At 66.2% G+C, this 12,360-nt stretch carries 11 protein-coding genes and 1 pseudogene; all 12 read left to right on the plus strand.

The features are described 5' to 3' along the window. Window positions 1-40: 40 nt before the first annotated feature. Window positions 41-1,021 carry an ABC transporter permease gene (locus P0R31_RS36810; protein WP_275519842.1) on the plus strand — a complete coding sequence of 327 codons (981 nt, stop codon included), beginning with the start codon at window positions 41-43 and terminating at the stop codon, window positions 1,019-1,021. A 10-nt stretch (window positions 1,022-1,031) separates the two neighbouring features. Then, on the plus strand, window positions 1,032-2,003 hold the full coding sequence (locus tag P0R31_RS36815; RefSeq protein ID WP_275519844.1) for an ABC transporter permease: 972 nt from the start codon (window positions 1,032-1,034) through the stop codon (window positions 2,001-2,003). Between the two features lie 13 nt (window positions 2,004-2,016). After that, on the plus strand, window positions 2,017-3,003 hold the full coding sequence (locus P0R31_RS36820) for an ABC transporter ATP-binding protein (RefSeq protein WP_275519846.1): 987 nt from the start codon (window positions 2,017-2,019) through the stop codon (window positions 3,001-3,003). Beyond that, complete coding sequence (locus P0R31_RS36825) at window positions 3,000-3,989, plus strand: ABC transporter ATP-binding protein (protein ID WP_275519848.1); 990 nt, start codon at window positions 3,000-3,002, stop codon at window positions 3,987-3,989. Before P0R31_RS36820 ends, P0R31_RS36825 begins: the two co-directional genes overlap by 4 nt. Window positions 3,990-4,076: 87 nt before the next feature. Continuing rightward, entirely contained in the window at window positions 4,077-5,882 is a 1,806-nt protein-coding gene (locus tag P0R31_RS36830; RefSeq protein ID WP_275519850.1) for a gamma-glutamyltransferase family protein, read from the plus strand. Between the two features lie 9 nt (window positions 5,883-5,891). Then, window positions 5,892-6,602, plus strand: a complete 711-nt coding sequence (locus P0R31_RS36835; RefSeq protein WP_275519852.1) for a DUF1028 domain-containing protein — start codon at window positions 5,892-5,894, stop codon at window positions 6,600-6,602. Beyond that, complete coding sequence (locus P0R31_RS36840; RefSeq protein WP_275519854.1) at window positions 6,599-7,588, plus strand: ABC transporter ATP-binding protein; 990 nt, start codon at window positions 6,599-6,601, stop codon at window positions 7,586-7,588. Before P0R31_RS36835 ends, P0R31_RS36840 begins: the two co-directional genes overlap by 4 nt. Beyond that, window positions 7,588-8,694 (plus strand): ABC transporter ATP-binding protein, encoded by a 1,107-nt coding sequence (locus P0R31_RS36845; RefSeq protein WP_275519856.1) that lies wholly within the window; start codon window positions 7,588-7,590, stop codon window positions 8,692-8,694. Before P0R31_RS36840 ends, P0R31_RS36845 begins: the two co-directional genes overlap by 1 nt. Before the next feature lie 22 nt (window positions 8,695-8,716). After that, window positions 8,717-10,225: an ABC transporter substrate-binding protein gene (locus P0R31_RS36850; RefSeq protein ID WP_275519858.1), complete on the plus strand. Its 1,509-nt coding sequence runs from the start codon at window positions 8,717-8,719 to the stop codon at window positions 10,223-10,225. A 10-nt stretch (window positions 10,226-10,235) separates the two neighbouring features. Beyond that, entirely contained in the window at window positions 10,236-11,177 is a 942-nt protein-coding gene (locus P0R31_RS36855; RefSeq protein ID WP_025034874.1) for an ABC transporter permease, read from the plus strand. A gap of 3 nt (window positions 11,178-11,180) precedes the next feature. Beyond that, on the plus strand, window positions 11,181-12,065 hold the full coding sequence (locus P0R31_RS36860) for an ABC transporter permease (protein WP_275519860.1): 885 nt from the start codon (window positions 11,181-11,183) through the stop codon (window positions 12,063-12,065). 185 nt (window positions 12,066-12,250) lie between these two features. Beyond that, window positions 12,251-12,360 (plus strand): annotated as a pseudogene (locus tag P0R31_RS36865) (IS5/IS1182 family transposase); the annotation flags it as partial.

Raw genomic sequence — 12,360 nt, forward strand, 5'->3', positions numbered from 1 at the left:
AGGACGTCGGCCGTACGCTCACCCAAGGACAGTGGAAGGCATGCTCGCTTTCACGCTTCGCCGCGCCGTTCAGGCCATCGGCGTCATGTTCGCCGTCGGCATCATCGCGTTCTCGATGTTCCGCTTCGCCGGCGACCCCGTCAACCAGATCGTCTCGATCGACACCTCGGCCGCCGAACGCGCGATCGTGCGCAAGTCGCTCGGCCTCGATGACCCCGTGCCGGTGCAGTTCGTGCGCTATTTCGCCGATGCGGCGCAATTCAAGTTCGGCGTCTCCTACCAGTTCCGCCAGCCGGTCGCGACGCTGTTGATGGAGCGCATGCCCGCGACGCTGGAACTTGCGATCTGTGCGACCGTGTTTGCAATGGTGTTCGGCATCCTGATGGGCGTCTATTCGGCGCTCAAGCGTGATACCGTTCTGGCCAAACTCTTCCAGGCGGTCTCGCTGATCGGCATCTCGCTGCCGACCTTCCTGATCGGCATTCTCCTGATCTATCTGTTCGCAGTGACGTTGGGCTGGTTGCCCTCGTTCGGTCGCGGCGAGGTGGTCAAGCTCGGCTGGTGGACGACGGGCCTGCTCACGGTGTCGGGACTGAAGGCACTGATCATGCCCTCGATAACGCTCGGCCTGTTCCAGATGACCCTGATCATGCGGCTGGTGCGCGCGGAAATGCTGGAAGTGTTGCGGACCGACTATATCCGCTTTGCCCGCGCCAGGGGGCTGACCACGCGCGCCATCCATTTCGGCCACGCGCTGCGGAACACGCTGATTCCGGTGATCACCGTGGCCGGGCTTCAGTTTGGCTCGGTTATTGCATTTTCGATCATCACCGAAACCGTGTTCCAATGGCCGGGCATGGGGCTTCTGTTCGTCCAGGCCGTGCAAAACGTCGACATTCCGATCATGGCCGCCTACCTGCTGATGGTTTCACTGATCTTCGTCACCATCAATCTGGTGGTCGACATTCTCTATACCGTGGTCGATCCGCGCCTGCGCTCGACCGTCGGTCGCGCCTCATAAGGCAGCCTGCATGTCCGACGCCGTCGTCTCCAGTTCCGACAAGCCAAGCGCGCAGCCGGTGCAGGCCGCCCATGGCTGGTTCAGCCGCACGCTCGACAGCGACTTGTTCTATTCGTTCCGCCGCTCCAAGCTCACCATGGTGGCTGCGGCCATCACGGTCCTGTTCTTCCTGCTTGCGATCTTTGCATCCGTGCTCGCGGTGCAGAACCCGTTCGATCCGGCACAGCTGCAATTGATGAATTCGCGGATTTCACCGCTGTGGACTGCGGACGGCCAGAGCCCGTTCCTGCTCGGCACCGACGAGCAGGGCCGCGATGTGTTCTCTGCCATTCTCTACGGCATGCGCATCTCGCTCGCCGTGGGCGTCGCCGGCGTGATCTTCGCCGGCGCGCTCGGCATCGCGCTCGGCCTGATCGCCGGCTATTTCGGCGGCGCAGTCGACGGGGTGATCATGCGGATCGCCGACGTGCAACTCACCTTCCCTGCCATCCTGATCGCGCTCCTGGTCAACGGCATCGCGAAATCGATCCTCGGCAACCGACTGGACGCCACCAGCATGCTGGTGGTGCTGGTGATCTCGATCGGCCTGAGCTTCTGGGTGGGCTATGCCCGGACCGTGCGCAGCTCCGTGATGGTCGAGAAGAACAAGGACTACGTGGCCGCCGCGCAACTGATCGGCCTGCCCGCGCCCAAGATCATGCTGCGGCACGTGCTGCCGAACACGATGGGCCCGATCCTGGTCATCGCCACCATCAACCTCGCGCTCGCCATCATTACCGAGGCGACGCTGTCCTTCCTTGGCGTCGGCCTGCCCGATACCATGCCCTCGCTCGGCACGCTGATCCGCATCGGCAACAACTATCTGTTCGCCGGCGAATGGTGGATCGTCGCCTTCCCGGGGCTCGCGCTCGCGGCGCTGATCCTGTCGATCAATCTGCTCGGCGACTGGCTGCGCGACGCGCTCAATCCGAAGCTTCGATGAATACGCCTCTTCCATGACCGAACCCGTCCTTTCCGTACGCGATCTTCACGTGGAGTTTGCCTCCCGCCGCGGCACGCTGCGCGCCATCGACGGCGTCTCCTTCGACATCGCCAAAGGCGAGGTGCTCGGCGTCGTCGGCGAGTCCGGAGCCGGCAAGTCCGTCACCGGCCTCGCGGTGATCGGCCTGATCGATCCGCCCGGCCGCATTGCCGGCGGCGAGATTCGTCTCGCGGGCCTGCGCATCGACAATCTGCCGCCAGAGGAGTTGCGCCGTATCAGGGGCAAGCGCATCGGCATGATCTTCCAGGATCCGCTGACATCGCTCAATCCGCTCTACAAGGTCGGCGACCAGATCGTGGAGACGATCCGAACCCACCTCAATCTGTCCGAACAGGCCGCCCGCCGCCGTGCCATCGATCTGCTCGCCGAGGTCGGCATTCCCGCGCCGGAAAAGCGCATCGACGGCTATCCCCACGAGTTTTCCGGTGGCATGCGCCAGCGCGTCGTGATTGCGCTCGCGATCTGTGCCGAGCCGGAGCTGATCATCGCCGACGAGCCGACCACCGCGCTCGACGTCTCCGTGCAGGCGCAGATCATCTCGTTGATCAAGCGCCTCGGGCGCGACCACGGCACCGCGGTGATGCTGGTGACGCACGACATGGGCGTGATCGCCGAGACCTCGGACCGCGTCGCCGTGATGTATGCCGGCCGTGTCGCCGAGATCGGCCCGGTGCAGGACGTCGTGAAGAATCCGCTGCATCCTTATGCCAAGGGCCTGATGGGCGCGATCCCGACGCTTGCGGGCGAGGACAAGCGCCTGGTGCAGATCCCGGGCTCGATGCCGCGCCTGTCGGCGATTCCGCGCGGCTGCTCGTTCAATCCGCGCTGCGCCTTCGCCTTCGATCGTTGCCGTGTCGAGCGGCCGGAGCCGCTGCCGCGCGGCACGCAATCGGTGGCCTGCCACCTCTATGACGACGTGCCGGCGGAGAGCGTGGTATGAGCGCTCCCTTCGTCCAGGCCACAAACCTGCGCCGCGTCTTCGACGTCTCGAAACCCTGGCTCAACCGCGTGCTCGAAGGCGGACATCTCGAATATCTCAAGGCGGTCGATCACGTCACCTTCGACATCAGGAAGGGTGAGACGTTTGCCCTGGTTGGCGAGTCCGGCTCCGGCAAGACCACCGTGGCGCGCATGGTCGTCGGCCTGCTGCCGCCAAGCGCCGGCGACGTGCTGATCGACGGCATCTCGATGACCGACCCGCGGCAGGCGCCAGCGCGGCGGAAGCTGCGCCGGCGCATCCAGATGATCTTCCAGGACCCCTATGCGAGCCTGAACCCGCGCTTCCGGGTCGATGCCATCATCTCCGAGCCGATCCGTGCCTTCGACCTGATCCAGGGCGAGCGCGACATCCAGGCTCGCGTCGGCGAGCTGCTCAGCCTCGTCGGCCTGCATCCGGACGACCGGCTGAAATATCCGCACGAATTCTCCGGCGGCCAACGCCAGCGCATCGCGATCGCGCGCGCGCTCGCCTCCGACGCCGAATTCATCGTCTGCGACGAGCCGACCTCGGCGCTCGACGTCTCCGTGCAGGCGCAGATCCTGAACCTGATGCGCGACCTCCAGGACAAGCTCGGCCTGACCTACATGTTCATCAGCCACAACCTCGCCGTGGTGCGCCACATGGCGAGCCGCGTCGGCGTGATGTATCTCGGCCGCATCGTCGAGATCGCGGACGGACGCGCGCTGTTCGCCAATCCGCGCATGCCTTACACCAAGATGCTGCTCGGCGCCGTGCCTGATCTTGCCATGAGCGGCCGCCAGCGCATTCCGGTCAAGGGCGAGATCCCGAACCCGATCAACCCGCCCTCCGGCTGCGCCTTCAATCCGCGGTGCCCGCTGGCGTTCGATCTCTGCCGCAAGGAGACGCCGGAATTGATCGACGGCGTCGCCTGCCATGCGGTCAACACCGCGCCGGTCCCGGCGTGACGCGCGCGTGCCATGCGGCCTGCGCATTGGCGGCGCGGCATCGGCTGTGATCAATTGCACGCGCCGGAAATAAGGTGGTGAAGTCCCATGGGCAGCAATATCAATCCCGATCCGTTCACGACGAGGCCCGAGATCGAGGGCACGTTCGGGGTCGTCGCCTCGACGCACTGGATTGCGACGGCCGTGGGCATGGCCAACCTGGAAAAGGGCGGCAATGCCTTCGATGCCGGCGTTGCCACCGCCTTCACGCTCCAGGTGGTCGAGCCGCATCTGAACGGTCCCGGCGGCGATGTCCCGATCATCGTTCATGACGTCAAGCGTGGCCGCACCGAGGTGATCTGCGGCCAGGGCCCGGCGCCGACGCGAGCCACCATCGCACATTACAGAAGCGAAGGCCTCGACATGGTGCCGGGCACGGGTCTGCTCGCCGCCTGCGTTCCCGGCACCTTCGAATCCTGGATGATGCTGCTGCGCGACTACGGCACGATGCGCGTGCGCGACGTGCTGGAGCCCGCGATCTCCTATGCCCGCGACGGCTATCCGCTGGTCGAGCGCGCCTGCGCCACGATCCAGACCGTCGAGCAGTTGTTCCTCAAGCACTGGCCGACGTCCGCCGCGGTCTACCTCCCGAACGGTGAAGTGCCGAAGCCGGGCACGCTGTTCACCAACAAGACGCTGGCTGCGACCTACGCCCGGATCCTGAGCGAGGCGGAAAGCGGCGGCGGCGGCCGCGATGCCGAGATCGAGCGCGCGCGCAAAGCCTGGTCGCAAGGCTTCGTCGCGGAAGCCATCGACAAGTTCTGCCGGACGGAGGAGGTGATGGACGTCAGCGGCTCGCCGCATCGCGGCGTGCTCTCCGCCGACGACATGGCGCGCTGGCAGCCGACGGTCGAAGCGCCACTCACCTATGATTACGGCCGCTACACCGTCTGCAAGGCCGGCGTCTGGAGCCAGGGGCCGGTGACGCTGCAGCAGCTCGCGCTGCTCAAGGGCTTCGCGCTCGACGGACTCGATCCGACCGGGCCGGAGTTCATCCATCTCCAGATCGAATGCGCCAAGCTCGCCTTTGCTGATCGCGAAAAATTCTACGGCGATCCCAAGTTCAACGAGATCCCGATCGAAACGCTGCTGTCGGATACCTACAACGACGAGCGCCGCAAGCTCGTCACCGACAAGGCTTCGCTCGATTTCGTTCCGGGCTCGGTCGAAGGCTTCGGCGGCGTCGTCAAGCTGCGTCGCGCCGAGGGCCAGCGCGAGGCGGTCGGCGCGCTCGGCGCCGGCGAGCCGACCGTGGGCCGCTTCGGCGAGGTGCGCGGCGACACCGTGCATTTCGACATCATCGACAGGGACGGCAACATGGTGTCGTCGACGCCGTCGGGCGGCTGGCTGCAATCCTCGCCGATCATTCCCGAGCTCGGCTTTTGCCTCGGCAGCCGCGCCCAGATGTTCTGGCTGGAGGAAGGTCATCCCGCCGCGCTCGCGCCGGGCAAGCGGCCGCGCACCACCCTCTCTCCGACCATGGCGCTGCGCGATGGCGAGCCCTACCTCGCCTGGGGCTCGCCCGGCGGCGACCAGCAGGACCAGTGGATCACGCAATTCTTCCTGCGCCACGTCCATTGCAACCTCAATCTCCAGGAAGCGATCGACGCGCCGGCCTGGCATTCCGAGCATTTCCCGATCTCGTTCTGGCCTCGCACCGCGCGTCCCGGGGTGCTCGTGGTCGAGAACCGCGTGCCGAAGGCAACCATCGAGAACCTGCGCGAGCGCGGACATATCGTCGAGGTCGGCCCCGACTGGTCCGAAGGACGCCTCACCGCGGCCTCACGCGTGGGTCCGCGCCGACGCGCCGCCGCCAATCCGCGCGGCATGCAGGGCTACGCGGCGGGACGCTGAAAGCAGCACATGACCTGGTCTATCATCGCGCGCGATCCTGCCACCGGCCAGTTCGGCATCGCGGTTGCGACCCGCTTCTTCGCCGTCGGCGCGCGCGTGCCCTACATCGCCGCCGGCCTCGGCGCCATCGCGACGCAGGCCTTCGTCAATCCCTATTACGGCATCGACGGCGTCAAGCTGTTGCGTGAGGGCCTCAACGCCCACGACGTGCTCGCCACGCTGCTGGCGGCCGATGACGGCCGCGAGAGCCGACAGGTCCATATCATGGATGCCAGCGGCGCAATCGCCGCGCATACCGGGCGCGACTGCGTCGATTGGTGCGGTCACATTGCCGGCAGCGGCTTCTCGATCGCCGGCAACATGCTCGCCGGGGCCGACGTGCTCGACGAGACCGCAAAGACCTATATCGCCAGCGACAGCCTGCCGTTCCCGCGCCGCCTGCTCGCGGCGATGCGCGCCGGCGAAGCCGCCGGCGGCGACAAGCGCGGCAAGCAGTCGTCCGCGCTCGTGATCCACGGCGAGGAGGAATGGCCAGCGCTGGACATTCGCGCCGACGACCATCCCGATCCGATCGGTGAGCTCGAACGGCTCGAGCGCGTCAGCCACGAGCTCTGGGTGCATTTCCGCCCGTCCATGCCGACGCGGCAGAACCCGGCCGGCAACACCGATCGCAGCGTCATCGACGCCAGCATCGAAGCGGCGCGCGCGAGACGATCATGAGCGCCAGCCCCCTCATCGAGATCAGGGACCTCCGTATCCGCTTTCATGGCGACGACGGCCGCATCACCCACGCGGTCGACAGCGTCGATCTCAGCGTCGCCAATGGCGCGACGCTCGGCCTCGTCGGTGAATCCGGCTGCGGCAAGAGCGTGACGTCGCTGGCGATCATGGGCCTGCTGCCGAAGCAGAGCGCGGAAATATCCGGCGCGATCCGCTTCGACGGTTTCGACCTGCTGACCACGCCGGACCAGACGCTGCGCGATCTGCGCGGCAACCGGCTGGCGATGATCTTCCAGGAGCCGATGACCTCGCTCAATCCGAGCTTCACGATCGGCGACCAGATCATCGAGACAATCCTGCGTCACCGGGGCGGCTCTCGGAAGAGCGCGCGCGAGCGCGCGATCGAGCTGTTGCGCCGCGTCCATATCCCTTCCCCCGAGCGTCGCATCGACGACTACCCGCACAAGCTCTCCGGCGGCATGCGCCAGCGCGTCATGATCGCGATGGCACTCGCCTGCGACCCGCGGCTGCTGATCGCGGACGAGCCGACCACCGCACTCGACGTCACCCTGCAGGCCCAGATCCTTGAGCTGATGCGCGAGCTGAAGGCCGCGAGCGGCGCCGCGATCATCCTGATCACCCACGATCTCGGCGTCGTCGCCGAGGTCTGCGACGAGGTCGCGGTGATGTATGCCGGCGAGATCGTCGAGCGCGCGCCGGTCGATGAATTGTTCTCCGCGCCGCAGCATCCCTACACGGTCGGCCTGCTCGGCTCGATCCCGCGGCTCGACCACCGCGCCGAGCAGCTTGCGACGATCGAAGGCATGGTGCCGAACATGGCGCAGCCGCCCGCCGGTTGCCGCTTCGCCCCGCGTTGTCCCTTCGTGCTCGACGCCTGCACCAGGGCGCCGCCGCCGCTGGTCGAAGTCAGCGTTGGCCATCTCTCGCGCTGCATCCGCACGCCGCTCGAATTGCTGGTGTCGTGATGGCGCTCCTCGAAGTCAACGGCCTGGTCAAGCATTTCGTCGCCCAGCGTTCGCTGCTCGGCCGCGCGCTGGCGCACGTCAAGGCGGTCGATGGCGTGTCCTTCTCGCTGCAGGCCGGCAAGACGCTGGCCCTGGTCGGCGAATCCGGCTGCGGCAAGTCCACCGTCAGCCGCCTGGTGCTGCGGCTGATCGAGCCGGATGCGGGCATGATCCGCTTCGACGGCCGCGACCTGCTCGCGCTCGACGCCGGGGCCTTGCGCGCCTTCCGCCGCGAGGCGCAGATCATCTTCCAGGATCCCTACGCCTCGCTCAATCCGCGCATGACAGTCGGCCAGATCCTGACCGAGCCGCTGGCGCTGCACGATCTGGTGCCGCCGGCGCGGCGAGCCGGGCGCGTCGCCGAACTGCTGCGGCTGGTCGGGCTGGAGCCGCGCCTCGCCCGCCGCTATCCGCATGAATTCTCCGGCGGCCAGCGCCAGCGCATCGCCATCGCCCGCGCGCTCGCGGTCGAGCCGAAGCTGATCATCTGCGACGAGCCGGTCTCGGCGCTCGACGTCTCAATCCGCTCGCAGATCCTCAATCTCTTGCGCGAGCTTCAGGACCGGCTCGGCCTCGCCTACATCTTCGTCTCGCACGACCTCGCCGTGGTCAAGCACATCGCCGACCACGTCGCGGTGATGAATCTCGGCCAGATCGTCGAGACGGCCGAAGCCGACGCGCTGTTCGCCGCGCCGCGCCATCCCTACAGCCGCGCGCTGCTGTCCGCGATCCCCCTGCCGCAGCCGAAGGCAAAACGAACGACGGTGCTGCTGGAGGGCGAAATCCCGAGCGCGCTCAATCCGCCCAGCGGCTGCCGCTTCCACACCCGCTGCCCGTTCGTGATCGAGCGCTGCCGCAATGAGGCGCCTGCGCTCCTGGCCGATCGCACGGGCCACGCCACTGCCTGTCACCGCACCGCGGAGCTGCCGTCTGCCGACGCCATCCTACCCACCGCCGGCGGGTTTTCGCCGGCGCTTGCAAAACTGGTCGCGGCCTTCAGCCGAAAGACGGAAGGCGGGAACCCCGCAGGGGTTGTTAGACAAGGTACCACTTCTACAACGATGTAGCCGAAGCAATGGGGATTATCCGATGAAGATGTTTCGCCTGGCCGCAACGGCCGCCGCTGTTCTGGTGTCGATTGAAGCCGCGCAAGCCCAGACCACGTTGCGCATCGGCCTCGCCGAGGACCCCGATATCCTCGACCCCACGATGGCGCGCACCTATGTCGGCCGCATCGTGTTCTCCTCCTTCTGCGACAAGCTGTTCGACATCGACGAGAAGCTCAACATCGTGCCGCAGCTGGCGCTCTCGAGCGAAACCGCCGACGACGGCAAGGCGCTGGTCATCAAGCTGCGGCCCGGCGTGAAATTCCACGACGGTGAGCCGTTCGATGCCGAGGCCGCAAAATTCTCGCTGGAGCGACATCTGACGTTCCCCGGCTCGTTCCGCAAACCGGAGCTCGCCTCGGTCGATCACGTCGAAATCGTCGATCCCCTCACGATCAAGCTGGTGCTGAAGTCGCCGTTCTCGCCCCTGCTCGCTCAGCTCACCGACCGCGCCGGAATGATGATGTCGCCGAAGGCGGCCAAGGAGGCCGGCGACAAGTTCGGCTTGCGCCCGGTCTGCGCCGGCCCCTACAAGTTCGTCGAGCGCGTGCAGCAGGACCGCATCGTGTTCGAGAAATTCGCCGACTACTGGAACAAGGACAACGTTTTCATCGACAAGATCGTGTTCCAGCCGATCGTCGATGCCACCGTGCGGCTCGCAAACCTGAAATCCGGCGGCCTCGATCTGATCGAGCGCGTGCTCGCCACCGATCTCAAGGAGGTGCGCGCCGACTCGCGGCTGAAGGTCGCGACCGCCATCGAGCTCGGCTATCAGGGCATCACGCTCAACATCGGCAAGGACAAGGCCAAGGGCCCGCTCAGCCAATCCGCCAAGGTGCGGCAGGCACTCGACTTCGCCATCGACCGTGAGGCGATCAACCAGGTCGTGTTCAACGGCGAGTTTCAGGTCGGCAATCAATGGGTCAACCCTAATCATCCCTATTATCAGAAATCGCTTCCAGTCCGTCCGCGCAATGTCGAGAAGGCCAAGGCGCTGCTGAAGGAGGCCGGCGTGACGCCGCCGGTCAGCGTCGACTTCCTGGTGCCCAAGGGCGCGGAGACCGAGACGCCGGCGCAGGTGATCCAGTCGATGGCGGCGGAAGCCGGATTCGACATGAAGATTCGCCTCACCGAATTCGCGACCGGGTTGAAGCAGGCGGAGACGGGCGACTATCAGGCCTACATGCTCGCCTGGAGCGGCCGCGTCGATCCCGACGGCAACACCTTCGTGTTCCTGCACAACGGCGCGCCGCAGAACTATGGCGGGTGGAACAATCCGCAAGCCGACAAGGCGCTGGAGGAGGCGCGGCTCGTCACGGATCCGGCCAAGCGCAAGGCGAGCTACGAGGTCCTGGCCAAGCTGGTTCAGGAGGAGGAGCCGCTGCTCTACCTGTACCACCGCCGCATTATCATCGCGCACACGACCAAGCTGGAAGGTTACAGGCAGATGCCCGACGGCCTCGTCCGCGTGATCGGCCTCAAGCTGAAGTGAACACGAGAGGATGCTGAACTTCCTCGCCCGCCGTCTTGTGCAGATCGTGCCGACGCTGTTCTTCGTCTCGGTGCTGATCTTCTCGCTGCAGCAATTGCTGCCGGGTGACCCCGCGTTGGTGATGGCGGGCGAGGAGCGCGATCCCGCCGTGATCGAGCAGATCCGCCGCCAGTACCGGCTCGATCAGCCCGTCCCGGTGCAGTACGCCTACTGGATCAAGGGCGTGCTCTCGGGCGATTTCGGCGAGTCGCTGCGCAACAAGATGCCGGTGCGCGAGCTGATCGCGCAGAAGCTGCCGGTGACGCTGCAGCTCGGCTCGATGGCGATCCTGATCGCGCTGCTGATCGGCATTCCCGCGGGCATCGTCGCCGCCGTGAAGAAAGGTTCAGCCTGGGACTACGGCGCGAACCTGTTTGCGCTGTGGGGCATCTCGACTCCGAACTTCTGGCTCGGGATCATGCTGATCTTCCTGTTCTCGATCGAGCTTGGATGGCTCCCGGCATCAGGCTACGTGCCGCTCACCGAGAACTGGCGCGCGAGCTTGGCCGTCACCATCATGCCGGCCTTCGTGCTCGGCAATGCGATCGCCGCGATCCTCATGCGGCATACGCGCAGCGCCATGCTTCAGGTGCTGGAAAGCGACTACGTGCGCACCGCGCGCGCCAAAGGACTGTTGGAGCGCACGGTGATCCTCAAGCACGCCATGCGCAATGCGCTGACGCCCGTCATCACGCTCGGCGCGCTCGAGCTCGGCACGCTGCTCTCCGGCGCGGTCCTGACCGAGCAGATTTTCTCCATTCCGGGCTTCGGCAAGCTGATCGTGGATGCCGTATTCAACCGCGATTATGCCGTGGTGCAGGGCGTCGTCCTGGTCACGGCCACGGTCTACATCACGCTGAATCTCGTGGCTGACATCGCCTATATCCTCGTCAATCCGCGGCTTCGGGGCTGATCCATGATCGACGCCGCGCTGCCGCGCCCCCTCATGAAAGCCGACCAGCTGGATAGCCCGGCCCGCCGCGCGCTTCGGCGGCTGTTCAAGCGCAAGGCGGCGGTGTTCGGGCTCGTCGTGCTCACGACATTCATCGTCCTTGCCGTGCTCGCCCCGCTCATCCTGCCCTATGATCCCATCGCGACGAGCTGGAGCCTGGTGCGCAAGCCGCCGACCCCGTCCCACTGGTTCGGCACCGATGAGCTCGGCCGCGACATCCTCAGCCGCGTCGTCTACGGCGCGCGCGCCTCGCTGCTCGCAGGCCTGATCTCGGTTGCGATCGCGCTCGGCATCGGTGTGCCGCTCGGTCTCCTTGCCGGCTACCGCGGCGGCTTCACCGACGCGCTGATCAGCCGCATCACCGATGCGATGCTGGCCTGCCCGTTCCTGATCCTGGCAATCGCGCTCGCCGCATTCCTCGGCCCGAGCCTCGGCAATGCCATGATTGCGATCGGCATCTCGGCGGCGCCGATCTTCATCCGCCTGACCCGCGGCCAGGTGCTCGTCGTCAAGGCCGAAGACTATGTCGAGGCCGCGCGCGCGCTCGGCAATCCGCCGTGGCGGATCGCGCTCTCGCACATCCTGCCGAACATCCTGCCGGCGCTGCTGGTGCAGGCGACGCTCTCGATCGCTGCGGCGATCATCGCCGAGGCCGCCCTCTCCTTTCTCGGTCTCGGCCAGCAGCCTCCGGCGCCGTCCTGGGGCAGCATGCTCAACGCGGCACAACGCTTCCTGACCCAGGCGCCCTGGATGGCAATCTGGCCGGGCCTTGCGATCTTCCTCGTCGTGCTGTCGCTGAACCTGCTCGGTGACGGCCTGCGCGACGCGCTCGACCCGAGGCAGCGCTGATTATTCCTCATGGTGAAGAGCGCGTTCTTACGCGCGTCTCGAACCATGAAGGCCCCGCTGCAAACCCGCGGCCACCCTTCGAGACGCGGCCCGACGGCCGCTCCTCAGAGCCTGACCGAAAAAGGTGAGCGGCTTTAGCGGGCTTGTGATTCCTTCGGATTTGCAAAGATTCGAGGGAGGACACCATGCCGTGGACCAAAGCCGCTCGTATCAAGTATCAGCGCAGTGGACTGCGTTACGCAAGCGATCTGACCGATGCCGAATGGGCGCTGATCGCCCGGAAGATGCCCCCGCG

Origin of the sequence: Bradyrhizobium yuanmingense, assembly GCF_029167105.1 — a bacterium.
Taxonomy (GTDB): domain Bacteria; phylum Pseudomonadota; class Alphaproteobacteria; order Rhizobiales; family Xanthobacteraceae; genus Bradyrhizobium; species Bradyrhizobium yuanmingense_A.